The organism is Agrobacterium sp. S7/73, from assembly GCF_019355535.1.
GTDB classification, from domain to species: domain Bacteria; phylum Pseudomonadota; class Alphaproteobacteria; order Rhizobiales; family Rhizobiaceae; genus Agrobacterium; species Agrobacterium tumefaciens.
On the sequence record NZ_CP072136.1, the window covers coordinates 1,762,977 to 1,788,954 of the forward strand.

Annotated in this window: 28 protein-coding genes; 16 read left to right on the forward strand and 12 right to left on the reverse strand. The window is 57.2% G+C overall.

Going from position 1 to position 25,978, the window contains the following annotated elements; all coding sequences use genetic code 11:
• Positions 1-143 precede the first annotated feature (143 nt).
• Positions 144-1,145 carry an FkbM family methyltransferase gene (locus tag J5276_RS08725; RefSeq protein WP_162691740.1) on the forward strand — a complete coding sequence of 334 codons (1,002 nt, stop codon included), beginning with the start codon at positions 144-146 and terminating at the stop codon, positions 1,143-1,145.
• Between the two features lie 259 nt (positions 1,146-1,404).
• Here J5276_RS08725 and J5276_RS08730 read toward each other — a convergent pair whose 3' ends face one another.
• Positions 1,405-3,759 (reverse strand): SGNH/GDSL hydrolase family protein, encoded by a 2,355-nt coding sequence (locus tag J5276_RS08730; RefSeq protein WP_174011310.1) that lies wholly within the window; start codon positions 3,757-3,759, stop codon positions 1,405-1,407.
• 114 nt (positions 3,760-3,873) lie between these two features.
• On the opposite strand from J5276_RS08730, the gene J5276_RS08735 reads away from it, so the two are divergent.
• Genes J5276_RS08735 through J5276_RS08750 form a run of 4 tightly spaced genes read left to right on the forward strand, consistent with a single transcriptional unit; the run spans position 3,874 to position 5,735 of the window.
• Positions 3,874-4,089: a hypothetical protein gene (locus J5276_RS08735; protein WP_162632960.1), complete on the forward strand. Its 216-nt coding sequence runs from the start codon at positions 3,874-3,876 to the stop codon at positions 4,087-4,089.
• Complete coding sequence (locus tag J5276_RS08740) at positions 4,082-4,984, forward strand: DUF5131 family protein (protein ID WP_112178808.1); 903 nt, start codon at positions 4,082-4,084, stop codon at positions 4,982-4,984. The genes J5276_RS08735 and J5276_RS08740 overlap by 8 nt, the downstream gene beginning before the upstream one ends.
• Positions 4,981-5,526 (forward strand): hypothetical protein, encoded by a 546-nt coding sequence (locus J5276_RS08745; protein WP_112178807.1) that lies wholly within the window; start codon positions 4,981-4,983, stop codon positions 5,524-5,526. Before J5276_RS08740 ends, J5276_RS08745 begins: the two co-directional genes overlap by 4 nt.
• Complete coding sequence (locus tag J5276_RS08750; RefSeq protein ID WP_112178806.1) at positions 5,523-5,735, forward strand: hypothetical protein; 213 nt, start codon at positions 5,523-5,525, stop codon at positions 5,733-5,735. The genes J5276_RS08745 and J5276_RS08750 overlap by 4 nt, the downstream gene beginning before the upstream one ends.
• 206 nt (positions 5,736-5,941) lie before the next feature.
• Here J5276_RS08750 and J5276_RS08755 read toward each other — a convergent pair whose 3' ends face one another.
• Positions 5,942-6,334 carry a DUF2934 domain-containing protein gene (locus J5276_RS08755; protein ID WP_112154944.1) on the reverse strand — a complete coding sequence of 131 codons (393 nt, stop codon included), beginning with the start codon at positions 6,332-6,334 and terminating at the stop codon, positions 5,942-5,944.
• 169 nt (positions 6,335-6,503) lie between these two features.
• On the opposite strand from J5276_RS08755, the gene J5276_RS08760 reads away from it, so the two are divergent.
• Positions 6,504-6,743 (forward strand): hypothetical protein, encoded by a 240-nt coding sequence (locus J5276_RS08760; RefSeq protein ID WP_013635919.1) that lies wholly within the window; start codon positions 6,504-6,506, stop codon positions 6,741-6,743.
• 69 nt (positions 6,744-6,812) lie between these two features.
• Here the strand turns inward: J5276_RS08760 and J5276_RS08765 are convergent, their stop codons facing one another.
• The 3 genes from J5276_RS08765 to J5276_RS08775 all read right to left on the reverse strand — a co-directional run bounded on the left by J5276_RS08765 (position 6,813) and on the right by J5276_RS08775 (position 8,346).
• Positions 6,813-7,256 (reverse strand): TIGR02594 family protein, encoded by a 444-nt coding sequence (locus tag J5276_RS08765; protein WP_025593218.1) that lies wholly within the window; start codon positions 7,254-7,256, stop codon positions 6,813-6,815.
• 113 nt (positions 7,257-7,369) lie between these two features.
• A complete protein-coding gene (locus J5276_RS08770) occupies positions 7,370-7,927 on the reverse strand; it encodes a methylated-DNA--[protein]-cysteine S-methyltransferase (protein ID WP_111783320.1) in 558 nt (185 codons plus the stop codon).
• A 131-nt stretch (positions 7,928-8,058) separates the two neighbouring features.
• A complete protein-coding gene (locus J5276_RS08775; protein ID WP_003512562.1) occupies positions 8,059-8,346 on the reverse strand; it encodes a DUF982 domain-containing protein in 288 nt (95 codons plus the stop codon).
• 189 nt (positions 8,347-8,535) lie between these two features.
• Here J5276_RS08775 and J5276_RS08780 point away from each other — a divergent pair, with 189 nt between their 5' ends.
• The 4 genes from J5276_RS08780 to sseA all read left to right on the forward strand — a co-directional run bounded on the left by J5276_RS08780 (position 8,536) and on the right by sseA (position 13,323).
• Positions 8,536-9,975, forward strand: a complete 1,440-nt coding sequence (locus J5276_RS08780; protein WP_112154945.1) for a deoxyribodipyrimidine photo-lyase — start codon at positions 8,536-8,538, stop codon at positions 9,973-9,975.
• Positions 9,976-10,097: 122 nt separating this feature from the next.
• On the forward strand, positions 10,098-11,135 hold the full coding sequence (locus tag J5276_RS08785) for a cysteine synthase A (RefSeq protein ID WP_003512558.1): 1,038 nt from the start codon (positions 10,098-10,100) through the stop codon (positions 11,133-11,135).
• 12 nt (positions 11,136-11,147) lie between these two features.
• On the forward strand, positions 11,148-11,885 hold the full coding sequence (locus J5276_RS08790; RefSeq protein ID WP_003512557.1) for an alanyl-tRNA editing protein: 738 nt from the start codon (positions 11,148-11,150) through the stop codon (positions 11,883-11,885).
• Positions 11,886-11,901: 16 nt separating this feature from the next.
• Positions 11,902-13,323, forward strand: a complete 1,422-nt coding sequence (sseA, locus tag J5276_RS08795; protein ID WP_112154946.1) for a 3-mercaptopyruvate sulfurtransferase — start codon at positions 11,902-11,904, stop codon at positions 13,321-13,323.
• A 138-nt stretch (positions 13,324-13,461) separates the two neighbouring features.
• Here the strand turns inward: sseA and J5276_RS08800 are convergent, their stop codons facing one another.
• Positions 13,462-14,106 carry a dihydrofolate reductase family protein gene (locus J5276_RS08800; protein WP_112154947.1) on the reverse strand — a complete coding sequence of 215 codons (645 nt, stop codon included), beginning with the start codon at positions 14,104-14,106 and terminating at the stop codon, positions 13,462-13,464.
• Between the two features lie 54 nt (positions 14,107-14,160).
• Complete coding sequence (locus J5276_RS08805; RefSeq protein ID WP_013635909.1) at positions 14,161-15,045, reverse strand: DUF4344 domain-containing metallopeptidase; 885 nt, start codon at positions 15,043-15,045, stop codon at positions 14,161-14,163.
• A gap of 162 nt (positions 15,046-15,207) precedes the next feature.
• Between J5276_RS08805 and J5276_RS08810 the strand changes: the two genes are divergently transcribed.
• The 3 genes from J5276_RS08810 (at position 15,208) to J5276_RS08820 (ending at position 18,312) form a co-directional block, all read left to right on the forward strand.
• Positions 15,208-15,675, forward strand: coding sequence for a DUF1203 domain-containing protein (locus J5276_RS08810; RefSeq protein WP_111783150.1), 468 nt, complete (start codon positions 15,208-15,210; stop codon positions 15,673-15,675).
• A 98-nt stretch (positions 15,676-15,773) separates the two neighbouring features.
• A complete protein-coding gene (locus tag J5276_RS08815) occupies positions 15,774-16,109 on the forward strand; it encodes a PilZ domain-containing protein (protein WP_003512551.1) in 336 nt (111 codons plus the stop codon).
• Between the two features lie 214 nt (positions 16,110-16,323).
• Positions 16,324-18,312: a bifunctional 2',3'-cyclic-nucleotide 2'-phosphodiesterase/3'-nucleotidase gene (locus J5276_RS08820; protein ID WP_003512549.1), complete on the forward strand. Its 1,989-nt coding sequence runs from the start codon at positions 16,324-16,326 to the stop codon at positions 18,310-18,312.
• 45 nt (positions 18,313-18,357) lie between these two features.
• Here the strand turns inward: J5276_RS08820 and J5276_RS08825 are convergent, their stop codons facing one another.
• Together J5276_RS08825 and J5276_RS08830 are read right to left on the reverse strand one after the other, a co-directional pair.
• Positions 18,358-18,909, reverse strand: coding sequence for a DUF2087 domain-containing protein (locus tag J5276_RS08825; RefSeq protein WP_111795789.1), 552 nt, complete (start codon positions 18,907-18,909; stop codon positions 18,358-18,360).
• Between the two features lie 200 nt (positions 18,910-19,109).
• On the reverse strand, positions 19,110-20,078 hold the full coding sequence (locus tag J5276_RS08830) for a LysR family transcriptional regulator (protein ID WP_112154948.1): 969 nt from the start codon (positions 20,076-20,078) through the stop codon (positions 19,110-19,112).
• 149 nt (positions 20,079-20,227) lie between these two features.
• Here J5276_RS08830 and J5276_RS08835 point away from each other — a divergent pair, with 149 nt between their 5' ends.
• Positions 20,228-20,845 carry an FMN-dependent NADH-azoreductase gene (locus J5276_RS08835; protein WP_013635903.1) on the forward strand — a complete coding sequence of 206 codons (618 nt, stop codon included), beginning with the start codon at positions 20,228-20,230 and terminating at the stop codon, positions 20,843-20,845.
• Positions 20,846-20,887: 42 nt separating this feature from the next.
• On the opposite strand, the gene J5276_RS08840 is transcribed toward J5276_RS08835, so the two are convergent.
• The 3 genes from J5276_RS08840 to ilvA form a co-directional block, all read right to left on the reverse strand.
• On the reverse strand, positions 20,888-22,153 hold the full coding sequence (locus J5276_RS08840) for a diguanylate cyclase (protein ID WP_025593206.1): 1,266 nt from the start codon (positions 22,151-22,153) through the stop codon (positions 20,888-20,890).
• Positions 22,154-22,270: 117 nt separating this feature from the next.
• A complete protein-coding gene (locus J5276_RS08845) occupies positions 22,271-22,579 on the reverse strand; it encodes an HlyU family transcriptional regulator (RefSeq protein ID WP_013635901.1) in 309 nt (102 codons plus the stop codon).
• Between the two features lie 75 nt (positions 22,580-22,654).
• Positions 22,655-23,929 (reverse strand): threonine ammonia-lyase, encoded by a 1,275-nt coding sequence (gene ilvA / locus J5276_RS08850; RefSeq protein ID WP_029658759.1) that lies wholly within the window; start codon positions 23,927-23,929, stop codon positions 22,655-22,657.
• Positions 23,930-24,008: 79 nt separating this feature from the next.
• Here ilvA and J5276_RS08855 point away from each other — a divergent pair, with 79 nt between their 5' ends.
• Complete coding sequence (locus J5276_RS08855) at positions 24,009-25,466, forward strand: TrkH family potassium uptake protein (protein WP_003512541.1); 1,458 nt, start codon at positions 24,009-24,011, stop codon at positions 25,464-25,466.
• A 107-nt stretch (positions 25,467-25,573) separates the two neighbouring features.
• Entirely contained in the window at positions 25,574-25,828 is a 255-nt protein-coding gene (locus J5276_RS08860; RefSeq protein ID WP_112154949.1) for a heavy-metal-associated domain-containing protein, read from the forward strand.
• Positions 25,829-25,978 lie beyond the last annotated feature (150 nt).

Below are 25,978 nucleotides of genomic sequence, written 5' to 3' on the forward strand. Positions count from 1 at the left end.
TTCTGGGTTGCATGTACCTAAAGTTAAGGCGGAGTAAAAAGGTGCCCCAAAGCACAGCAATGCGGACAAATCTCAAATGATATTGACTTTCACAAGTCGCTCATTCACTCATAACTCTGAGTTGCAGATTGGGGTGAATAAACTTGGAAGAGCAATATTCTTTATCGCCGTTGGAAGCTCATTATTTGAATGAGGCGCTGACGGCTTTCATAGCCGCCAAATCAGTAAAATCAGGGGATACTGTGCTTGATTTAGGCGCAAACGTTGGATTACACACGACAGCTTTCTCAAAGCTGGTCGGAGATTGTGGGAAAGTCCACGCATTCGAGCCTAATCCGTCACTATTCGGCTATCTGACAACTATCCCCAACGTGCGCGTCTGGCCTGTTGCGGTCGGCAATCGCCTGTCTCTCGAAACGTTTTTTCTACCCGTAGACAATTCTGAAGTCGGCTCGCTGGTGGACGCTCGAGAGTTCGTGGGCGACATCCCAACCCGATTGCTTACTGTTCCCCAAGTGCCAATCGACCAGATCGAGGAGTTGAGCGACGTAATGCCCAGCTTTATAAAGATCGATGTTGAGAGATACGAATACCAAGCAATTACTGGCATGCTCCAACTGATAAACAGGTCAAAGCCCGTTATAGTATTCGAGAGCAACACGATCGAGATTGAGCTGCTTTTAAACAATCTCGGATATCAAGTAGCTTCAATGGCGCCATCTAATATGGGTATCACACCAGCAAACGTAGTGGCATTCGCCAGGGGAGTTCATGACCCTGTAAAATTCCTGCCGAGCAGAGCTGATATGAGGATTCTAATCAATCAAGCGATTGTCGCAGCAAGAGATAGAGTCGCAGAGGCAGATCACGCAAGCGAAACGAAGAGCCTTACACCGAATGTTGTAAACTCTCTCGCAACCCGCGTTGCCACATTTTTCAGGGGCATAATGATCGAGCGCGGGCCGAGATCAGTTTCAGATTTTCTCATTGCGCACAGCAAGTCCCGGCTCAACAGAAAAGGCTTTGACGCCGAATATTATCTCGCGATCAATACTGACGTGGCAGAATCCGGGATGGAAGCGGTGGAACACTTTGTGCGACATGGACAGAGTGAAAAGCGGTCTCACCGTTTCAATCATCAGTAGCCGAGCATCATTGCCGTGAAAGCAATTAGCGCAATGACTAGCATGATTTTAGCCGACCAAGGCATACCTGTGTCGGCGGGTTGATATCTCCGAGTTATCTGAGCGGTGACGTTAGCAGACCCTCTCGTTTCCTCGGCGGCATCTTCCCGTCTTTTAGACCACCGCGCGAAACTTATATTGTAACATTCCTGACAGAGCGAGCTCGCGCTATCCCACCCTTGAGTCATATAGGTACTGGTAGGGCCGCGCCAATTATCCATTACGCTGCCTCATATTTAATGGGGTCGAGGTAAACGTAGTTGTCATCTGAAGGCATCCCGTAAATTTTCAGATCACCACCCGATGTGATCTCCAAGAGAACACCCGTCCGTCGTCCGTCGGAAGATCGAACGCTGTATGAGGGGAAACTCTTTGACCTAGCAGGACGGAGGTTTGTCGGGAACGTAATGATCGTAGTGCCATCCGTTTTGGTGCCGGCCTCAAGTATTCCCTCCATCTGCACGGTTCGATTCTGATCCACTGCAACATGTGGAGCACGTAGGGTAAAATACCACATGTTAGAGAAATAGCGCGCTGGAATGGGTATTGCGGTGATCCGTGGGGTTGACTCCAGAACGATGTCCCCAGCGATGACGCGGGCAATCATCTGACCTACCAGTCGATACACGAAAGCAGTATCATGGATGCGGTCACGAACGCGGGCATCAGACAGATCAGGCGACGTAATGAAGTCGGACAGGATTTGCCCGGTCAACTGCTGGGCATCGACAATAAGCGCCCCACGTGAAGCAGCCAGTGTTCTGTACGCCGCGCGAAGCTCCGCCCCCTTTTCCGCGTTCGCTGTAGCAAATCCGTCAGGTGTTTGACTGGAGTTCAGCCATAGCGTCGGGATTACGACAACCGGCACCCTCCCCTCATTGATCACAATATCGAGCATATCGCTCAAGTTTTGGATTGAGGCTGAGAGCGGCGAGCCTCCCTGAATGTCGTTCACACCGCAATAAATGACGATGTAGTTCGCGACACCGAGCCCAAGCGCCTGCATCCTCTGCAATACGGAAAGGCTATTGGTTCCGGCGACCGCGTCGTTGGCGACGTTGACGCACCGGATGCCGTAGGTAGCGTCAAGCGCCTCACGGAACGCATCCAACCAGACGCCGTAGAACGGTGACGATTTGCTATCCCCGAAGACTGCAACGGCGGTCTGGTTTTGACCGCCGAACGCGGAAGCCCGTCTTTCCGTCCACCGCGAGATACCCGCGTTGATGGCAGGACCTGAAGCAAAAACGCCGAAACCATATTCGGTAATGATAGCGCCCTGAGGCAGGTTGAAGCGATATACCTCTGTGCCATTCATCAGGATAGCTGCTGTTCGCTCGTCGTAAAGCCGAACAGTCCATTCACTGTTCACTGCAAGCCACTGCGGATGATTAGCCGTGCCGCGCCAGTTGATATTTGACGAGGTGATCGCCACACCAATGGCTTTCTTATAGACATTCGCGCCGATCGATGACTCTCCTGCCGCAATGGCGATCCATCCGCCAGACCAGACAAAGAATGCTGCGCGCTGATAATCGCCCGCGGAAAAAACGGAGGACAACTCGCGTCCACCAACAGCCGGACGCAGCGCACAATGCCACTCGCCGGCGGAGGTGAGGTTCCATGAAATTGTTTGATCCGCTGCAATGGGAAGAGCGTCGGCAACAAAGTCATCACTAGCGGGATGAGCCACCTTGACCTTGTTCAGCGAGCCCGGATCAATCCGCGTATAGTTGTCGCGGATCAGATCGCCGGCACCAAGCCACAGGCCCTTTTCAGCGAAAGGCTTCTTAAACCCTCGTGGCATTTTGTATGGGTATTTGACGCCTGCTGAGTCAATATCGACATTCAGATCAGCGAGGAGAGTGCTGTTCTCCTTAGATAGATCAATGTTGCCGCGAAATTTGAAGTCTCGCTCTGAGAAAAAATCAACGCCCGTCAGGTCGATCAATGATGCGCAATAGCAGGTCTTACCGCCTGTGCCGATGATGCGGCCACCGTTCGCAGAAACCCACGAGATTGCCGAAAGAACAGCCGCGCTGTCGTCGGAGCTACCATCAAGCATGGCGCCGAAGTTTTCGAGGCGGACTTCTTTCTGCCCGGCCTTCGCCTTTAGGACGTAAGACCCGCTGACCTTTTGATAGATGGTCTCGACGTCTGCCTGGCTTTCGTCAACCAACACTTTGACAAATGCATTTGCTGCAACAGAGGAGAGGCCTGCATCCGCCTCTGCCTTGGTGGAAAACACGCGCGAAATTCCAGCCGCTGCGGCATAGCCAGCCGCGACAGTTGCGCTCGCCAGAGCCTCCGACGCCTTCACGGTAGCTGTTTGAGCCGCAGGAACGGCAGCGTCGCGCGCCTCTTCAGCTTCGTCACGCGCATCAAAGATAAGGCTTGCAATCGTTTCATCGTTGGACAGCCGGAACGTGCTGCCCGAAATAACACCGTAGAGAACGGAGCCCGCCTCAAGGTGGGCAACATCTTCACCGGCGTTTGATTTGATCGCCAGTGGCGGGCCGCCATTGAAGCTTACAGTCGCGGATACGCCAGTATAATCCTCTGCGATCTCAAGCAAAATGAGTGCGGAGCTGCTAACCGGGATGCTCGTGGTTGCCCGAATAGCATTCGGCGCCCTGGCGGCGCAAAGCTTCCGTCCGCCGTGATGCTTATTCGCTGCGCGCAGATGGGCATGGGTCGCACCCAGATTGCCGACCATTACGGCGCCAGCATCAAGCGCGTGACGACGCGGCTGCGCGAGCTGGGCGTCGACGCACCGCTTTACGGCAAGACATGGCGCGAGGCGCGGTTCAAATTCGACACCGTTGTTGTCCGCCGTTTCAGCAGCAGCATCACCCTGCCCTGCCCTGCGATCTATGCCGCCGCTCTGGAGAATCCCCATGGCTGAGACGACGGCAATCTCGTGGACGGATTACACCGGGTCGCCTTGGACCGACTGCGCCCGCATCAGCCCCGCATGTGACGGATGCTATGCCGCGCAGCTGATGGACACGCGCATGCATCGCGCCGAGTGGGGTGCACCGGGTTCCGGTAAAGGCACCCGCAGCCTCATGTCCGAGGACTACTGGCCTAGTTTGGAAGGCACAAGGATATCAGTATGGGTCAATGCCTGGACGGCGCCTGCTGCATTCTTCTTGACGGTAGCACACCCCAACGCCAAGAGGACCTTTCTCCGGCTCAGCGTCATACCCTTTAAAACCAGCCTGCAGGCACTTGTTAGTGTGGTGATCGAGCGGCCCAGAGACTCGTCTGACCCGGCATCCGTCATACGGATTGCATTCCTGGAAACGCGTAGACCCCACACTGCAGCCCGTGCCGTAGCCGCCTGGATGCTCGCTCTTGCACTGGTTCACGGCGTTTTGCATCGCGGTCGCGTTGTCGCGACCAGAACCAAAGTAAGCTACATCTCCGGCTGGAAGTATGAACGCGGTTCTACAGACAACATCAGCGCTCGCGTTGGAATAAAGACCAGAAAATATTATTACAATTGCCATAATTACTCGTCTAGTCATCACAGCCTCCTAATCGATTTTGTGCGGTCAAGATATGACTCTGGTGGCAGGGGTAGCTACTTCAACTTTCGCGGTATCCGAGCCATCCATGGGTTGAAAGATCGTCCATCAACCAGCTACGGAACCACGCGCGAAAACGGACTTAAAGCTTGTGACCCAAGTGCGGGCAGCTCTTGGATTTCGGGTAGTACGCTGCCGAACACAACGAAAATCGATGTGCATAAGGAGCAGATACTACCGCCCGAAACGAGGGAGGAGGGCGACCGTTGAACCTCGACGAAGCCAAGCAAACATATCGAGAAGCGAAAGAGCTTCTGCCCCTCGTTTCCGAGAGCTGGGAGCGGACGTACAATCCCGCCTGCAGCCAAGCCGAAATCTGCCAGCGCGATGACATGACCGGCGAAATCTTCCCGATAGTCATCATCCGCCCGGATTGCCCATACCACGACGGCCAGCTCGTCGAAAAATCGCTGACGTATTTCCGCGCACTGATGATGGTGATCGATGAAGCTTTCGCAAAGATCCGAAGATTGGAAGCGCAACCGCGACCATCACCATCACAACCATCGCAACAGCCCAAGCAAAAAGACTTAGCTGCGGAATGCGCGATGCTGTGCGGACGCCAGGAGTTTCGCCGATACCTTATGCAATGCCACGATCTCGCAGACGCCGCCGACGACGAGCGCGTCAACACGCGTGTCCGTCATATCCTGAACATCCGGTCTCGCGCCGAACTGAACGCAGACCACCAGGCCGCATCACGCTGGAAGCGACTGCGCCGAGACTATTACGCATGGAAGGACGGCCGATGACCGTCTTTACGCATCAGGGTGTCACCATTGAGAGACTTGAGGAAATGCTCTTATTTGCCGCCAAGGTCGTTGACGTCAAAGGGCCCATTGCACAGCCGCTGCTTGATCGTGTCGAGCGTGAGTATCTGGCGGCTATCGAAGCAAAAAAACGCGGCACTCAGAGTGACCGCATCAGGAATTTGATAGGAGCCAATCGGGCTACAATTTAGATACAAAAATGACTACACGGCGCTGACGCTACGCAGCGTCAACGCTTTAACTATCTGATTTTAATATATACAGGCGACCTGGCCTAGTTGGATCCTACACCGGCCCGGGGAGCCATTTTTTCCAAAATATGGCATGACGAGCGAGATGCCGCAGCATTCGCTCTATATCGATCTTGGCATAGGCGCGTAGCTGGGCGTTATTGACCTCAGGTCTTCTTCGCCACCCGCTTCGTCGAAGTAGACGCGTTGGTGAGTGCCGGCGGATCGCTTGCCGGGAAACTTTCCTCCAGGCTTTCGGTCAGGTCGTCGTCTTTTCGGCTGGTCTCCGCTTTTTGCTCTTTCTGAAGAGATTTTACCGCTGGTGATTTGGCATTTTTTGCCGAAGCCTTATCCGCAGTCACCTTCTTCTGGACCAAGGGCTTGGCGGCAGCGCGTTTCTTCGCGCCATTTTTGCCATTGGTCTTTCCGGTTTCCGTGCTTGCCGAGACCTCCCGTTCCGCCTCCATCCAGTGGCGTTCGTGATGTCCCTCCGGCCTGCCTTCCCTCTCCCATATTGCGCGGGCTTTTTCGCGGATTGCTGCTTCGCGATCATGGTTCATAACGTCCTCCTCTTTGCGTCGCATCGGCTTTGACTGTGCCAATTGAAAAACAGAAATGGCCGGAAATTGTTCCGCGTCCGGAGATTGCGCATGCGCATTTCCCTGAAAAAAGGGAACCCTACTCACTGCAGGATCGTTTGTCCGGCAGGAACCCGCAGGAGGACCATCCATGAGCGATCCGAAACAGAAGAAAAACGAACCTCTCGATATCAAAGACGAAGATTTGCCGCGTTTTGAAACCGACAGCGAACTCAAATCGAAAGAAAGTGAGATTTACCCCGATGAATCCATAAGCCTGCGCGCACGCCGGCAGGCAGCGCGGCAACACGAGGATGCCTTCATCGTCGCCACAGACCTTGAGGATGACGACCAGCGCGATGCGGCACCCGGCACAAGGGAACAGCCATAGGGGCCTTAAAACGCATAAGGCGGGCCACAGCCCGCCTTTATAAGGATCGTCGTAAAATTGGTCCGGTCTTCAGCGACGCACGGAAACGATGGCCTTGCGGTTGAAGTTCGACACCTGCACACGGCCGGACTGATTGCCGCCGAGAATTTGCGCTGTCTTGCCGCTCATGCTCTTCAATATTCCGGCGTGATAACCGCGGCCGTTGCGAATGACGACAACATCGCCCGGTTTGGCGGCGGCGACGGGAACGGCATAACCGAATGACGTCCAGGATTTTGCAAATCCGTAGGATTTGGGCGATGCGCGCCCGGCCTTGCTGGCAACGGCATGCAGGAACAGGCCACACCACGGTGTGCTGCGGGGATTTGCCCCAAGAATATTCTTCAGGCTCTTGTTGTTTTTGGATTCATGCAGTCCGGTGTATTTTTCAGCCTGGTTCAGCATGCCAGCCGACGCGGGTGCCACGACTGTAAAAGCCAATGCAGCGGATAGAATTAACGCGGATACTCTCAAACGTCTCGCCCTTATGTTAGAGGGCGTCCGTGTATTGTGACAATTTAGCGACAATTTGACGAGAAAAGGGCAGAAATCAGACGGCTATTCATGTGGACTGATCTGTCATTGCTTTAAAACAGGCTGCCCTGTGCATCGTCAGCACGGCTGCGGCCGGCATTTTCGAGATCCAGCATACGTAATTTGGTGTTCGTTCCGCCCGGCGCGGAAAAGCCACCCAGCCGGCCGCCAGCCGCCAGAACACGGTGGCAGGGAATGATCAGCGGCACGGGATTTTTCGCCATGGCCTGCCCGACGTCGCGGGCCTTTTCCATGGAGAGGCCCAGCGTTTTTACGATACCGCCATAGGTCGTCGTGCGGCCCCAGCCGATATGCCGTGCCACCTGATAGACATCTAGAAAGAACCGCTCCTGCCCGGCAAGATCGAGTTCCACCGGCGTAAAATCAATCTCTTCACCATCGAAATAGCGGGTAACCATCGCAATCGCCTCACGGGCGCGTGTGTCGGGTACAGCAATGGAAGATGACGGCAGGCGTTTCTGGATAAGTTTCTCGGTTTCACCGGCATCTGCGCTGGGCAATTGCAGACGGGCGATACCGCGCTCTGCCCATGCGAGGCCGCAATGGCCGAGAGCTGTCGGGAAAACAATATAGCCGTAGTGGTTGGTCATTGCCGTATTCATCCGCTTTGCACGCGCACGATGCCATATCCTGCGTTCGACACAACCCGTTTCTGGCGGCGGATAAAACAAGGCCACCCGGCTTTACGGGTGGCCTTTCACATCTCAATCCGGCAACGCTGTCAGGATGCAAGTTTACCCTGATCTTCCACCTTGTTTCCGGCCTCCAGGAGGCATTGCGCCTGCCGGCTTGCGGTAACGAAGGCGGCGCGCGCAATCTCTCCAGCCACGTCCCCCATCAGCGAGGCGCGGCACAGACGCAGGGCCTGCTCATGCGCCTTGTCACCGCGTTGTGGCCATTCATGCTGGAGAAAATCGAAGGCCTCGTAAACGCCGTTGAAAATCCGGGGAGCACCGTTTTCCAAGGATATGGTAACAGGCTTTTCCCACTTAACGTCTTTCAGCAACATTGATTGTACTTCCATGCTCTATTAACCAGCGAAAAACGCTGGCTCCTCCAGTTGGTTCCCTTCACTTTCGGTTTCAAGGTCGAAAAAATAGCCCTCGAAAAACCATGTGCCTCCAGCTTTCCATTCTACGCGATTTGAGGAACAAAGCGTTTCAACACTCGTTCAAGCGGAAGTGAACCGGATCCCTTCATGCCAACAAAATCCTCTCCTGTTATCGTCTGGTTCCGCAAGGACTTGCGCCTTGCGGACAATCTCGCCCTTCTCGCAGCGGTGGAGCATGGCGGCCCCGTCATACCGATCTATATCCGTGAGACATCCAGCGGCCCGCTTGGCGGCGCGCAGGAATGGTGGCTTCACCATTCGCTTGCCTCTCTTTCCGCGGCGCTGGAAAAATGCGGCAGCCGTCTACTGCTCAGAAGCGGCAACGCAGAGGAGACGCTGCGCCGGCTGATAGCCGAAACCGGCGCGAATGCAGTCCTCTGGAACCGTCGCTATGAGCCGACCGGCATGGCAACGGACAAGACACTAAAAGAGGCGCTTGGGGACGACGGCCTGACAGTTCGCAGCTTTGCCGGACACCTGCTGCATGAACCATCCCGGGTGCAGACCAAATCCGGCGGTCCCTACCGGGTCTACACGCCCTTCTGGCGGGCTCTGGAGGGCGGCGAGGAGCCACATACGCCGGCGGATGCACCGCAGAGCCTGAAGGCACCTGAGACATGGCCAAAATCGGAGAAACTCGATGATTGGAAGCTTCTGCCGGTCAAACCGGACTGGGCCAAGGGTTTCAGCGAGATATGGACACCCGGTGAAAATGTCGCGAGGGAAAAACTCGATGATTTCATCGATGGTGCCTTGAAAGGTTATGAGGAAGGCCGCGATTTTCCGGCGAAGGACGCCACGTCGCTTCTTGCGCCGCATCTGGCGCTCGGCGAAATATCGCCCGCCGCCGTGTGGCATGCGACGAAGGGGCTATCACGCCATATCCCGTCCAACGATATCAGCCGTTTCCGCAAGGAACTCGTCTGGCGGGAATTCTGCTACCATCTGCTGTTCCACTTTCCCGAGCTGGACGAGAAAAACTGGAACGACAGTTTCGACGCCTTCGGCTGGCGGGACGATGAGACATCCTTCAACGCCTGGACGCGTGGCCTGACGGGTTATCCGATCGTGGATGCCGGCATGCGGCAATTGTGGAAACATGGCACCATGCACAACCGGGTGCGCATGATAGTTGCATCCTTCCTCATCAAACATCTACTTATCGACTGGCGCAAAGGCGAGAAGTGGTTTCGCGATACGCTTGTTGATGCCGATCCGGCCTCCAACGCTGCCAACTGGCAGTGGGTGGCGGGTTCGGGCGCGGACGCCTCGCCGTTCTTCCGCATTTTCAACCCCATATTGCAGGGGGAGAAATTCGATGCCGAGGGAGACTACGTGCGCCGCTTCGTGCCGGAGCTTGAAAAGCTTGAGCGAAAATACATCCACAAGCCGTTTGAAGCACCGAAAGAGGTGCTTAAAAAGGCGGGTATCGAGCTGGGCAAGACCTATCCCCTGCCGATCGTCGACCATGGGAAGGCACGGGAAAGAGCACTTGCAGCCTATGCCGCAGTGAAGAACAACGCATAAAATTGGGTATCGGCAAAATTTTGCGTGGCGAAGCCTAAGGCGGGAAGATAATTTCTTGCCTTGAGGCGGTTGTAACGGGACATAACGGCACCTAATTTCCGCTCAGACAAGAAGGCTCAATCATGACCATTCATCCCTCTGCGCTCAGTGCTATCGGCAACACGCCGCTTATCCGTCTGAAAGCTGCCTCTGAAGCGACGGGGTGTGAAATCCTCGGCAAGGCGGAGTTTCTCAATCCCGGCCAATCGGTGAAAGATCGCGCCGCGCTTTACATCATCCGCGATGCGGAACGGCGCGGACAGCTGCGGCCGGGCGGCACGATCGTGGAAGGCACGGCAGGCAATACCGGCATCGGCCTGTCGCTGGTGGCCAATGCGCTCGGCTACAAGACTGTCATCGTCATTCCCGAGACGCAAAGCCAGGAAAAGAAGGATGCGCTGAAGCTTCTCGGCGCAAAGCTGGTCGAGGTTCCGGCGGCACCCTATTCCAACCCGAACAATTACGTGAAGGTTTCCGGCCGTCTGGCAAAACAGCTGGCCGCGACGGATGAAAACGGCGCGATCTGGGCCAACCAGTTCGACAATATCGCCAACCGTCAGGCCCATATTGAGACAACGGCACCGGAAATATGGGACCAGACGGACGGCAAGGTTGATGGTTTCATTTGCTCCGTCGGTTCCGGCGGAACGCTTGCGGGCGTGGCTGACGGCCTGCGCGATTTCAATCCCGACATCAAGATCGGCCTTGCCGACCCTGAGGGCGCCGCCCTCTACGAATTTTACAAGCATGGCGTCCTGAAGTCGGAAGGCTCCTCTATCACCGAGGGCATCGGACAGGGGCGCATCACCGCCAATCTGGAAGGCTTCGCGCCGGATTTCTCTTATCGTATTTCGGATGCGGAAGCCCTGCCGGTGCTGTTCGATCTGGTCACGAAAGAGGGTCTTTGCCTCGGTGGCTCCTCCGGCATCAACATTGCCGGCGCAATCCGCCTTGCCCGCGAGCTTGGTCCGGGGCATACAATCGTGACGATACTTTGCGACTACGGTAATCGTTATCAGTCGAAGCTGTTCAATCCGGATTTCCTGCGCTCCAAGGGGCTTCCGGTTCCGCAGTGGCTGGCAACGAAAAGCGAGATTGCGGTTCCGTACGAAACCGTTTGAGGACATGCCGAAATGCCTGTGAATGCCCTGTTCCGTGACGATTTTTATCTTTCCACCGCAGAAGCGATCGTCACGGCGGTGCATGAGGATGGCGGCATCGAGCTCGACCAGACCTGCTTTTACGCCACGTCCGGCGGCCAGCCGGGCGACAGCGGTTTTCTCGAGCGGGCCGATGGTTCGCGCATCGAACTCGGCATTACCAAAAATGGCGCCGACAAGAGCGTTATCATCCATGTGCCGCTGGAAGGTCAGCCTTCCCCCGAGGTCGGTGAAAAACTGACCCTGCATGTAGACTGGCCGCGCCGTTACAAGCTGATGCGCATGCACACGGCCTGCCATCTGCTATCCGTCGTCTGCCAGTGGCCAATCACCGGTGCTGCCGTCGGCGAAGACGAATCGCGCGTCGATTTCGACATGTCGGAAACCATCGACAAAGATGAAGTGACGGCAAAGCTGATGGAACTGGTGAAAGCCAACCATCCCGTTTTCCTGCAATGGATTACCGACGAAGAACTTCAGGCCAATCCGGGCATCGTCAAATCCAAGAATGTGCGCCCGCCAATCGGCCTTGGCCGGGTCAGCCTTGTCTGCATCGGCGAAAATTCCACCATCGACAGCCAGCCCTGCGGCGGCACCCATGTTTCCGAAACGCAGGAAGTGGGCGATATTCACATTGCCAAGATAGAAAAGAAGGGCAAGGAGAACAGGCGGTTCCGCATTCGTTTCGGCACGCCTGAAGCTGCTGCCTGAAATCAGGAGAGACATCGTGAGCACGGATAAGAGCCGTTTCGTCGTTTCGGCGGACTGGGTAGAAAAGCAGCTCGGCACGGCCGGGTTTCGTCTCGTTGATGCCTCGTGGTATCTGCCGGCGCATAAACGCAACGGTGCGGAAGAATTTGCGGCGGGTCACCTGCCCGGTGCCGTGTTCTTCGATCAGGACAAGATCGCCGATCATGCAACCGGATTGCCGCATTCCCTGCCCTCGCCAGAGTTCTTTGCGGAACAGGCGGGAGAGCTTGGCCTCAGCGACACCGATACCATCGTGGTCTATGATGGCCCCGGTTTCTTTTCCGCACCGCGCGTGTGGTGGATGCTGCGGGTGATGGGCGTGCGCAAGGCCTACGTGCTGGATGGCGGTCTTGACGGCTGGAAGCGCGAAGGCCGGCCGCTAGAAACCGGCACGCCGGAGATCGAACCCGCCACCTTCACACCCGATTTCAACGAAAAGCGCGTGACCTCGCTATCGACCATGCGCGGCATCGTTGACAGTGGTGAAAAGCAGATTGCCGATGCCCGCGGCGCGGGACGTTTCACCGGCGACGAGGCCGAGCCGCGTGCCGGCATGCGTTCAGGCCATATGCCTGGTGCTCGCAGCCTGCCCGCCACCGCATTTTCCGAGAACGGCCACTTCAAGGACCTCACCGCCATCCGCAAGATGGTGGCGGATGCCGGTATCGATCTTGGCAAGCCAGTGGTGACGAGCTGCGGCTCGGGTGTTACCGCCGCCGTCATTACGCTGGCGCTGGAATCGCTCGGCCACCAGGATAATTCGCTATATGACGGTTCGTGGTCGGAATGGGGTGGACTGGAAGACACGCCTGTTGTCACCGGCCCTGCCGAACCTCTTCCCGTGGTGTCACATGGGCCGTTGAAGGCGCATGTCACGCAGCTTGAAATGACGGCGCCGCCGAAGGTCAGCCTTGCTATCCCCGTCAACATCCAGACGGCACTGATGCGGGTCACCGATATTCCCTTGCACTTCTACCGCTACATGTACTGGCGGGTGGGAAAACGTTGGCACTGGCAGAAACGCGTGCGCATGAGCGATGCGGAACTGTCCGCCGTCCTCAAGGACCCGAAGAACAGCGTCACCGTCCTTTATATGAACGGTGCACCTGCCGGTTTCTTCGAGCTGAACAAGGCAAGCGACGAGGTAACCGAGCTTTCCTATTTCGGGCTTCTCGAAGAGGCGATCGGTGCTGGCGTCGGCAAGTGGTTCCTGTTGCAGGCGCTCTACGCCGCCTGGCAGGACAATCCGAAGCGCGTGACGGTGACCACCAACACGCTTGACCATCCCCGCGCGCTGCAACTCTACCAGATGATGGGATTTTCGCCTGTTGGTACCTATGAGGCCTGGGTAGAGCCGCTGTCCGATACAGAGCTTCTGGAAATCTCGCTGCGCAACTGAGTTCGTCACGTCGGGGATGGTCCGCGCTATTCCCCGGCTGTAGAGCAGATCCGACTACTCCTCCCTCATTCCTGTGCTTGTCACAGGAATGAGGGAGTGGGAGGCAATCGCACATGAAACCATTGTGCAGTTTGCGACTCAGGCTTTGTCGATAATCAAATGGGTAGCGCCCTCGCCGGCCACTGTTGCGGTGCAGCGATAACCAAGCGCAGGCAAATCCAGCCCGTCGAAGAGGTTTTCGCCCTTGCCGAGAAACACCGGGGACAGCGCCAGATGCAGTTCGTCGATCATGCTTCCGGCCATATATTGCCGAATGGTCGAAACGCCGCCGCCGATCCGGACGTCCCTGCCGTTTGCCGCCTCCAACGCCATGTCAAGGGCGGCCTTGATGCCCGTGTTGACGAAATGAAACACGGTGCCGCCCTTCATCGCAAAGGAGGCGCGCGCATGGTGCGTCAGCACGAAAACCGGCACGTGATAGGGCGGCTCTTCCCCCCACCAGCCCTTCCAGTGTTCATCCGGCCAGGCACCGCGGATAGGGCCGAACATGTTGCGGCCCAAGATCCAGGCGCCGATATTTTCGAAACTCTTCTCGGAAAACTGCTCGTCCGTGCCGGTCGAGCCGCCTTGCTTGCCGAACATGCGGTGAAAGGTGCGGGTCTTGAACGCCCATTGATGCAGGGTTTCGCCATTCACACCCAGCGGGTTCTGAAGACTTTGATCCGGCCCGGCACCGTATCCGTCAATCGAAATGGCGAAATTTCGAACGACAACCTTCGGCATGGCAATATCCTCCCGTTTCAAGAGGACAGGTTGCCGTGCATCCGGTAACTGGCCTCAGATTTCTCTTTCCAGAGTGACGGCCGTCGGGGTATGCCCGCCGGCGGAACCTTTGTCTTCGGTAACGCTGTTGAGGAGATGATCGGCAATCAGCTCCGCCTGGAATTTACCCAGCTCGTAGCAATAGGTGATCTCACGTTTTTCGGCCGACCAGTAGACATCGGGACGCCCGCAGGACTTCGCCGTCAACTTGACCTCGCCTTTCAAGCCGTAAACGCCGAAACTGCGGCTGATAAGATCGAGAACCTTCGATTCCTTGACCATGATGGCGTAAGGTTCCAGCTCCGGATCGCGCGGCGGCACGTAGCTCACAGTAAATCTGGATGGTGTCTGCGCGCGGTGGGGCGTCAGAAAATCTTCCCACGCCGATGCGATACGCGGATAGGCGGCGCCACATTTAGCAAATTCGTCATTGGCAAGCCCCATCATGGTGGCAAGATCGCCATAGCCGTCCTTGTCGCGGCCGACCATCAGGCAGGCCATGTTGCGATCGCGGCTCCTGTCGGGAACAAGCGCCGAAAACACCGGTGCTTCGTGCTGGGGCAAAGCCTCCGTTTCGCGCGCCAGATACCAGCTGTCGGTAGCGTTGACGAGTGCGGTATCAAGCCATTCCTCGTTGGCCTGAAGGATGAGCGTACCCGCCAGCTGATCGGCAGGTGCTTGCGCGCTGCCGGTCTCCGGCGCGCCGAAATCCGAGATCAGCATGCGTGCACCCTCGTGATAAAGCGAGAAGATCGCATTGCCGATGACGAAATTGACCGCCTGCTGGAGCTGATCGTCGGACAGGCCATCGAGACCGGAGGCGACCTGCGCCTGCGTGTCGATCGGAACCGTCAAAGAAACGAAAGCCAGCGGAACGGCGGCCAGAAAACGACGGAACATAAAATCAGACCTTCCGGGATCGAGGAGCGCCACTGATTCCCGATGCTAACGAGTCACGCAATGGGCTGGTTGCATCACCCGTCAAGAATCGGGTGGATAGAGGTCTGTTTCGAGATCATAGCTGCAAAGAAGCAACGCCGATCCCAACAGAAGGACCTCGCCATGACCGATCTCGTCTTTACAGCAATGCCGGCTAAGGAAGCTGAAGCTTTCCGGGCGGGAGCCGCCGACGCCTATGGCAACCCGCCGGAAAAGGCCGTTTCTCCAGGCGGCATGCCGTGCCGCCATTGCCTTTCCCAGATTAATGAAGGCGAAGGAATGCTGATCCTCGCCTACCGGCCCTTCCCTTCGCTCCAGCCCTATGCGGAAACGGGGCCAGTCTTTCTTCACGCTGAGGCCTGTGAGCACTATCCGCAGACGGATGCCCTTCCCCCGATGCTTAACAGCCCCGATTATATCGTTCGCGGCTATGGCACTGACGACCGCATCGTCTACGGCACCGGCGCGGTGACGGCGACGGACGAAATCCTTTCACGCGCAGCGCATATTCTGGAGCGGGCAGACGTCGCTTATGTGCATGTGCGCTCCGCCCGCAACAATTGCTACCAGTGCCGTATCGACACAGCATAATCGCGCGATTACTTGCAATTTTAAGCAAACGGCTAAACGGCTCTCAAACTTTCTACGTCATGATGCAAGCATCGGAAACAATTGATTTGAGTAGCGAAATGACAAACAACCTCAATATGGCGACCCGCACTGCGACCCGTAGCAAGACCCGGATCTACGCGACCGTGCACTATTTCAGCCAGTCGACCCGAGGCCGCGTGGTGGACCTGTCCGCCACCGGCATGGCGCTCGAACTGGACGGACCTTTCGCTGCCGCCAAGGGAAGCCGGGTGAAGGTGCAGAGTGAAGATCTGGGTTTCATCGAGGGTGTCGTGCAATGGCAGCACATGAACCGGCTCGGCCTGCAACTCAAACTTTCCACCAACACGCTGGCACAACTATCGTCTTATTTCCGCTTCTTCCACGAAGAAGTAAAACCGACTCTCGCCCGCTAAGCAGACGTTTCCGACAAGGGGAATGCGCAGATCGGACATAGCGCATTCCCGAAGCGGGCCATGCGCGCGCGGCCACCTTGTGGCAAAAAATTTATCAAACGGTTGAAAACTGGCCCGTCCGTCACGGGCTTGTCATTTTGATGATGGACTCCTCGGGGATTGCTTCTACCTTGTCGTTTTCCTGACAGAGCAAGCTTCATACGAAGGAGTTCCCATGTCGTCGCTTCTCGCTCTCCACCCCATCACTCGCCGTTCGCTTCTGGGTGGCATCGCCGCCTCTTCGGCTCTGGTGCTGTTGCATCCCTTCGCCGCACGCGCCGCAGCCAACCAGGCGCATCTGCGCATCATGGAAACGACTGACATCCACGTTCACGTCTTTCCCTATGATTATTACGCCGACAAACCGAACGACACGATGGGTCTGGCGCGCACCGCTTCGATCATCGGCGCCATCCGTGCCGAGGCCGGAAACTCGATGCTGGTGGACAATGGCGACTTCCTGCAGGGCAATCCGCTCGGCGACTACATCGCCTATGAGCGCGGCATGAAGGCCGGCGACAAGCATCCCGTCATCAACGCCATGAATGTCCTTGGCTATGATTGTGGCACGCTTGGCAACCACGAATTCAATTACGGCCTCGACTATATGTCCAATACGCTGGCGGGCGCCGGTTTCCCTTATGTCTGCGCCAACCTCACCAAGGGTCAGCTGGCTTCCGATCCCAAGCAGGATGAGCTGTTCTTCAAGCCTTACGTCATCCTCGAGAAACAGATCCGCGATGGTGCAGGCGTAACCAGCCCGGTCAAGGTCGGCATCATCGGTTTCGTGCCGCCGCAGATCATGATGTGGGATTCCAAGAATCTGGAGGGCAAGGCCCAGACGCGCGATATCGTCGAGGCGGCTAAAGCCTGGGTTCCGGTCATGAAGGAAGAAGGTGCCGATATCGTCATCGCGCTTTCCCATTCCGGCATCGATGGCAAGGGCCAGACCGATCGCATGGAAAACGCCTCGCTTTATCTGGCGGGCGTGGAAGGCATTGACGCCATCTTCACTGGTCACCAGCATCTGGTCTTCCCCGGTCCGAAGACATGGGACGGCATCGAGGGTGCGGATGCGGTCAAGGGGACGCTGATGGGCAAGCCGGCCGTGATGGCCGGTTTCTGGGGCTCGCATATGGGCCTCATTGACCTTCTGCTCGAAAAGGACGGCAAAAGCTGGAAGATCGTCGATTTCACCTCCGAGGCTCGGCCGATCTACCACCGCGACGACAATCGCAAGGTCGTTGCAGATGTCACGGACAAACCGGAGGTCATAGCCGCCGCCAAGGCAGATCACGAAGCGGCGCTCGCCTATGTGCGTCGCCCGGTCGGCAAGACGTCGGCGCCACTCTATTCCTACTTCGCGCTGGTGGCCGACGACCCGTCCGTGCAGATCGTCTCCAATGCCCAGACGTGGTACATCAAGGACATGCTGAAGGAAGGGCAATATAAGGATCTGCCCGTGCTTTCGGCAGCAGCGCCATTCAAGTCTGGCGGTCGCGGTGGTGCGGATTATTACACCGATGTCCCTGCCGGTGACATCGCCATCAAGAACGTCGCCGATCTCTACCTCTACCCCAACACGGTGCAGGCGGTGCTGATCAACGGTGCGCAGGTGAAGAACTGGCTGGAAATGTCCGCCGGCATGTTCAACACGGTCGAGGCCGGCGCAAAGGATGCGCCGCTCCTAAACGCGGATTTTCCGTCCTATAATTTCGACGTCATCGACGGTGTCACCTACCAGATCGACATTTCCAAACCGGCAAAGTTCGACAAGGATGGCAAGGCCGTCAATCCCGACAGCAACCGCATCGTCAACCTGCAATTCGACGGCAAGCCGATCGACCCCGAGCAGAAATTCGTGGTGGCGACCAACAATTACCGTGCAAGCGGCGGCGGAAAATTCCCCGATATCGCCGCCGACAAGGTGATTTTCGTGGCGCCCGACACCAACCGCGACGTGATCGTGCGCTATATCATCGATCAGGGCACCATTAACCCGTCGGCGGATGCCAACTGGTCCTTCGCCCCAGTTGCCAATACGACCGCCATCTTCGAGACTGGTCCAAAGGGTCGCAATTACGCGGCTGACATCAAGGGCGCAAAAATCGAGGATGCCGGCGACGGCGCCGAAGGTTTCGCAAAGTTCCGCCTCGTTCTTTAGAGCTTGCAGCCCTCCCGGCGCTTCATCGGCCGGGAGGGCATTTACTCAATTGCGGTCACTGACGATACGTAACAACAGTGGCAGTTCCGGCGGTGGCTTCTGCTCGATGCGTTGATAGTCGCTGCCATCGCGATTACGGCGGATGAGCCGGAGACCCGCCATGTCACGCCGCAGCATCGCGGCATCTCCAAACAGGTGCAGACCATCGAGAAAGCTGCTGAATTCGCGCTCTGAGAAACTGCGACCGGCTGGGATTCTTGCCCAAAGATACCAGAGGCACAGTTCCTGCTGGGAGCGGCGGGCCGGCCATTGCACCAATCTACCGGCAGCATCGAAAGTCCGCGCGGTCTTCAGCACCCTGCCCTCATTGGCAGGCATTGTCTCCGGTCGTGTCTGCGGTGGCGGCAAGCCACTTGCTACGGGTGGCGTGCGCGCGGCGCGCAGATGCTGAAAGTTGCGAAACCCGGCAGCCCGGCTCAGGAGATTGAGCATCTCCACATGGCTTGGCTGGCGGTCCAGCCTGCCGATTTGTTCGCGTAGCGATTTGGCAAAGGTGGAGAGGTCGGCGATATCAATGGAAAAGATCGAACGTGGCATGACTTACCCTCGAGTGCCATTCCGAAGAGGTGTCGCTGATCGCCGGCTTCCGACTAGGCACGGGATAAGTGCTGTCAATCTTTCAAAATGCAGGTTTAGCTTCCCTTGCGGGACGGCGATGCCTCGGTGAACTGCTGACCGTGTTTCCTGTATAAGGCAGGCCATTCACCTTCGTCAATTGGTCACTCAGTCAACCCATGTCACTCGGCGGCGACGGAAATAGTCCGCTGTTTGCCTCCGGCAATTATCCTGTTGAAATCCTTCTGGTTCGGGCATGCCGACAGACGCTGCTGAAAGGCCGTGGCAAGCCACTGGCCAGCGGGACCGGCGGGTGAATCCACCCGGCGCAGCGCAAAGATCGGATATTCGCCCTGCTCATAAGCTTCAAGATCAAGTGCCTTCAGGCTGCCATTGGTCAGGTCGCTGCGCACGATCGATGCGGGCAGACCGCCCCAGCCGAGACCGCCCTTGATGAGCTGGTATTTCGTGGCGATGTCGCTGACCCGCCATGTCTTGTAAGACAGCACGTTGAAATCACGCCCCTTGGTCAGCCCCGACGCATCGGTGACGACGAGCTGGACCTCCTCGCGGACATCGCCCAGAACCAGCGGCCTCTCGATCTGTGCCAGTGGATGATCGGCGGCGACGACCGGCAGCATGAAGGAATGGCCGACCTTTTCGACGACGAGTTCGTCATCCTGGCGCAACAGCGCCCCGCCGATGCCAATCCCAGCCTTGCGGGAGAGCACCATATCCATAACCATGCCCAACTCACCCACATTGAGGCTGAGGGTAACGGTGGGGAATTCCTTTCGAAAATCGCGAAGCACCGCAACGACGGCTTCCGCCGGCACCATGGTGCTGATGGCGACAGAAAGCTCGGCCTCCAGCCCCTGCTTCAAACCCTTGGCGCGCGCACGCATTTCCTGCAGACCGGCCACGATGCGCCTTGCATCTTCCAGCATGGCGCGACCCTCGTCCGTCAATCGAGGCTGGCGTACGCCATTGCGTTCGAACAGGCTGACTTCAAGCTGCGCCTCGAGATTGGCGATGGTGTAGCTGACAACAGACTGGGCGCGATTGAGCGCCCGTGACGCGGCAGAGAAACTTCCGGTTTCGGCAACCGTCAAAAACACCTGCAATTGGTCGAGCGTCGGGTTCGCGTCCATGTTCCATCCATTTCATCGATAGGTCGCTTCCACATTATCACAGTTTTCTTGATGGCATCAATTGGTCATATAGGGGGCAAAGGAAGGGCATCGTGCTCTCCCGCCCCCCCAAGGCGCCCGTCAATTCATCGCTTATGCAAGGAAAGACCATGTCCAACATTCTGCTCATCACCTCCAGCCCGCGTGGCGACGAATCGGTTTCCAACAAGTTTTCCGGCGAACTCGCAAACAAGCTGAAGGCCAAGTCGGCTTCCAATACCCTTGTCCACCGCGATCTTGCTGCCGACCCCATTCCGCATCTCGACACCGTCAAGACGGCTGCGATCCGCAAGGCTCCCGACCAGCGCACCGCTGAAGAAGCGGTTGCAGCCGATTTTTCCGACAAGCTGGTTGCAGAGCTTATGGCCGCCGACACTGTCGTCATCGGCACCGGCCTCATCAACTTCAATATCTATTCCGGCCTGAAGTCGTGGATCGACAACGTCGCCCGCGCTGGCCAGACCTTCAAGTACACCGAAACCGGCCCGGTTGGTCTTGCCACCGGCAAGAAGGTCTACATCGTGCTGGCCGCCGCCGGCGTTTATTCCGAAGGCCCGGCTGTGTCGATGAACCACGCCGTTCCCTACCTCAAGACCGTTCTTGGCTTCATGGGCATGACGGATGTTGAAGTGATCTATGTCGAAGGTCTGGCATTCGGACCGGAAGCCGTTGAGAAGGCCGTTGCGGCAGCCGAAGCAAAGGTTGCCGAACTGGCGCAGGCCGCCTGAGGCGCCATTTGACACGTGGTGATGCCGGCTCGATTGCCGGTATCAGCCGACCCACATTCCGTAACGGCCGTGCACCTGATCGCGGCCGTTATTTTTTGCCGCATAGAGCCGCGCATCGGCTTCCGATAGCAGCGCGCGGAAAAGCTGCCCGTCCTCGAAAGCCGTGGCGACGCCGATGCTGACAGTCAGCGGCGAACCGTCTGGCCGTTGCAGATCCTTCAATATCGCCGTCCGCAGACCTGCTGAAAAGGCAAGTGCCCCCTCATGGGTCATCGTCGGTAACAGGGCGACGAACTCCTCGCCGCCGAACCGGTAGAGATGGCCGTGCGGTTGCACGATGCGTTTCAGAACGGCGGCGAATTCCCGCAATATCTCATCGCCCTGCAAATGCCCAAAGGTGTCGTTGACGGTCTTGAAGTGATCGATATCGACGATCAGCACGCTGACGGGACGTTTCTTTTCCAGACATTCCACGACGACGGACGGCGCATCGAGTTCCATGCGGGCGCGGTCGGACACACCGGTCAGCATGTCGCGGCCAGACCGGGACAAAAGCTCCTCGTAGCGTTCCCTGAAGGTGAGGTCGTTGAAGACATCGGCAACGCTACGGCGCGTCAGGAAGCGGCCTTTCGCCGCCGTCAACTTCAGATAAATGGCAAAGAGCAGAGCATAGATGGCAACGGCCACCATCTTCGCTTTCCAGCCATCGTAAAAGACATCGACCGGCGCGTTCAGCATATATCGCAACGCCGCGTAAAAGCCTGCCTGATCCAGGCTCAAAATCACCACGCCACAGATTGCAAAGCGCAGGACAATATGGCGCTGCAAATAGCGTCCCAGCTTTTCGTAAAACAGGATGATGGCGATGGCGTCGATATAAAGCAGGCTGGTTCCCCAGACCATCAGCACGCCCATCTCATCCAGAAATCCGGTATCTACCGACTGTCCGGGGACAATTGCCACCGTCGGATGGAAGCGGATGATCTGCACCATGATGATGGTGAGTATATTGCCGAGAAACAGGCCGTAGATCGGCTGGCGGACGACTGCCGCATCCTCGCGCATATAGAGCATGAGGATCATCATCAGTTTGCCGGCAAAAAGGATCGAGGAGCCGGGTGATACTACGCCAAATGGCAGCTCGACGTAAAAGACCGCCGCCAGGTAGGTTTCCAGGAAATGCATGACGCCAAGCGCGGTGAGAAAAACACCGATGCCGAGAATATGCCGGTAATGAAGGAATGCCGTCATTACCGAAAAATAGACTATGGCTTCCGCCACGAAGAGGGCCAGATTTGCCCATTGCATCGGCATACGCCCTATCGATCCACATCGCGCCGGTTCATCGGCGCGACTTCATGCCCTCTGAAGACGATAGGCCGAAGCAACCAACGGAATCTTAATGTCCAGCAGAAGAAACCGCCATCATTTTCCTGGGAAAAGCGATGCACCGTTCTGGTCGATGATCAGCTTTGCCTTGCGGATGGTGAACTCAACCGCATCGTCCATGCTGGTGAAGACATCGGCGCGCACGAATTCATGCACGAGCGTTTCCTCGCCGTCCTTTTTCTCGATGCGGCCCGCCAAACGGAACTGGCCGCCTTCCTTCAGCGGCGTCGCATAGATCAGATAGTCTCCATGCACATGCGGTTCCGACTGCGCTGCCTTCTGCGGCGCATCCGCGGACTGGCCGGAGCCGAAGGCCGAAAGGATTTTGGAAAAAAACGATGCCATGGCTTTCACTCCCTTAATCTGTCTCGCATTTCGAAGGGCGGATATGCTCCGCCCTTGCCGTCGCTCTTATCCCGATCAGATGATCAGGTTCGACAGGATCTCGTTTTCGGTAATATCCTCATAGCCGAGGCCCGCAGCCTCGAAACGTTCAAGAAGCCCTGCGAAGTTTTCCTGCGCGTTGGTTTCGATGCCGATCAGGATCGAACCGAAATTGCGTGCCGATTTCTTCAGATACTCGAAACGCGCGATATCGTCGTCCGGGCCAAGCAGATTGAGGAAATCGCGCAGCGCGCCGGGGCGCTGCGGCAGGCGCAGAATGAAGTATTTCTTCACGCCGGTGTAACGCATGGCGCGTTCCTTGACGTCAGGCAGGCGCTCGAAATCGAAATTGCCGCCGGAGACGACGACGATAACCGTCTTGCCTTCCAGTTTCTCGCGACCGAGCTTCTCCAGAGCGGCAATGGACAGCGCACCCGCTGGCTCCAGCACCACGCCTTCGAGGTTCAGCATCTCGATGATGGTCACGCAGATGGCGTTTTCGGGGATGAGCAAAACCTGCTCGGCCGGAAAATCCTTCAGCGCCTGGAAGTTGAGATCGCCGATGCGGGCAACGGCGGCGCCGTCGACGAAATTGTCGACCTTGGGGAGCGTTACCGCTTCGCCGCGCTCAAGGCTCCTTTTCAGGCTCGGCGCGCCTTCCGGCTCGCAGAACACGAAGTTGCCCTTTTCAACGGTGCCCGCCAGAAAGCCGGTAAGACCTGCCGAAAGCCCGCCGCCGCCTACCGGCATGACAACCATATCCGGTTTGGTGCCTTCGGGAAGCTGGTCCATGATTTCGGCAGCAACCGTCGCCTGGCCTTCGATGATATCCTGATGGTCGAAGGGCGGCACCATGTAGGCGTCATTGTCTTCGACGTATTTGCGCGCGGCGGCGTAACATTGGTCGAAAATATCGCCCACCAGACGGATGCTGATGAATTCACCACCGAAGATACGGGTCTTGTCGATCTTCTGCTGCGGCGTGGTCACCGGCATGAAAACAACACCGTGAACGCCGAAATGGCGGCAGGCGAAAGCAAAGCCCTGCGCATGGTTGCCAGCCGAAGCACAGACGAAAACCTTGTCCTTGCCAGCCTTCGCAACAGCCTTGCGGAGAAAGTTGAATGCGCCTCTAATCTTGTAGGAACGAACCGGAGACAGATCCTCACGCTTCAGCCAAATCGACGCGCCATACCGACGGCTGAGATGTTCATTCAACTGCAACGGCGTTTCCGGGAATATCTCCCGCACTTCCCGCCGCGCTGCCTCCACAAGCTGCTTGTCCACGATTGTCAATCCATTGAAATTCATAATGGCACCCGCTATGCCATAGGAAGGCGTCAGAGACAAAGACTCATTTCACGCTGCCACGAACCCTGGGTTTCATTTCTTGAACAGCAATCTTCTGCGCTCGGTCATATATGTGGCGTCCATCTTCGGGCTCTATCTCGCGACGGCCATGTTCCTGCCCGCGCTGACAGACCTTTATTACGGCAATGACGACTGGACGGTGTTTGCGCTTTCAGGCTTCATGTGCGGCGGCTTTGCACTTGCCTGTGCGCTGGCCACGCGCGCACCGATCGCGTCCTTCAACAAACGTTTCGGCTTCCTGCTCGTCAACGTGCTCTGGCTTGTATTTTCCATTGTCGGAGCGGTTCCGCTCTATCTGTCCGAGCTTGACCTGACGCCCGGTCAGGCCCTTTTCGAATCGGTATCGGCCATCACGACGACGGGATCGACCGCCATATCCGGCCTCGATAATGCGCCGCAGGGCATTCTTCTGTGGCGGTCGTTGCTCTGTTGGCTCGGCGGCATCGGTATTGTCGCGCTTGGCCTCTTCATCCTGCCGCTCTTGCGCGTTGGCGGCATGACCTTCTTCCGCATGGAATCGTCCGACACCGGCAATGACCGGCCCTTCGCGCGGCTGGCAAGCTTCACCCGCGCTTTCGTGGCGATCTACATCATCATGACCATCGCCTGCACGGTGGCTTTCGATTTTGCCGGCATGTCGCATTTCGATGCCCTCAACCATGCCATGTCGACGGTTGCGACCGGTGGTTTTTCCACCCACGACGCCTCGTTTGCCTATTTCAACAACACGGCGCTGCTTTGGATTGCCACCATCTTCCTGATCTTCGGCAGCCTGCCCTTCTCGGTGATGATCCTGCTTGCGGTGCGCCGCAGGCTGGAGACGCTGCGCGACCCGCAGATAGCCGTCTTCCTTGGCTATCTCTGCGCGATTTCCATCGCAGTCGGCGTTTATCACCACCTTAGAAACGGCGTGCCGCTGGATACTGCGCTCAGCCATTCCTTCTTCAACATGACATCAATCCTCTCGACCGGTGGCTTTGCAAGCGACGACTACACCCTGTGGGGTCCGTTCGTTGTCGTCGTTGCCTTTTTCGCAACCTTCATGGGCGGCTGCTCCGGCTCGACGGCGGGTGGTATCAAGGCCTATCGTTTTCTGATCATGTTCAATGTCGTTCGGGCGGGCCTCAAAAAGCTGATCTATCCGAACGCGGTTTATTCGGTCCGTTACGGGCAGCAGGTGGTCGATCCCGACACGATCCGGACGATCTTCCTTTTCGTCAGCTGTTTCATCGCGCTCTGGATCGCCGGCAGCCTTGCCATGAGCCTGATGGGTTACGATTTCCTGACTGCGACCTCGGGCGTTGCGACCGCACTTGCCAATGTCGGCCCTGGCATCGGCCCGATCATCGGGCCTGTCGGCAATTTCTCCACGATCAGTGATCCGGCGCTCTATCTCCTGTCTGTCCTGATGCTGCTTGGACGTCTTGAAATCCTCACCGTTCTCGTGCTGCTGATGCCGATTTTCTGGCGCAACTAAAATGCCGGTGCGCTTATTTTGGCTGCCTTAATAAAGCGCTTGACCTTCCCACGTTGGAATAGTCCAGGCTCCTGCTGTTACGAGTTCCAACCCAAGGAGAACCGCCTATGTGCACCGCCCACCAGCATCACCCCGAAACCGCTGCCGCACCTGTTGATGCCGACCTTTCTTTCTACGTTGAAGACATGACCTGCGGTCACTGCGCCGGTGTGATCAAGGGCGCAATCGAAAAGACCGTCCCCGGCGCCGCCGTTCATGCTGATCCGGCAAGCCGCACGGTTGTGGTTGGCGGCGTCTCCGACGCGGCACGTATTGCTGAAATCATCACCGCTGCAGGCTATACGCCAGAAGCGCGCGCCTGATTTGACGAGATGCCGGCGGCGGCCTTCATCCCTGCCGCCGGATCGACCTGCCTGCCCCCGCTTCACGCCGAGCTTGCGTGACAGCCGCTGGACGATACCAACGTTCGTCCTTCTCCATACCTCCCGCGGCAAGTGACTCTCCCTTTCGAC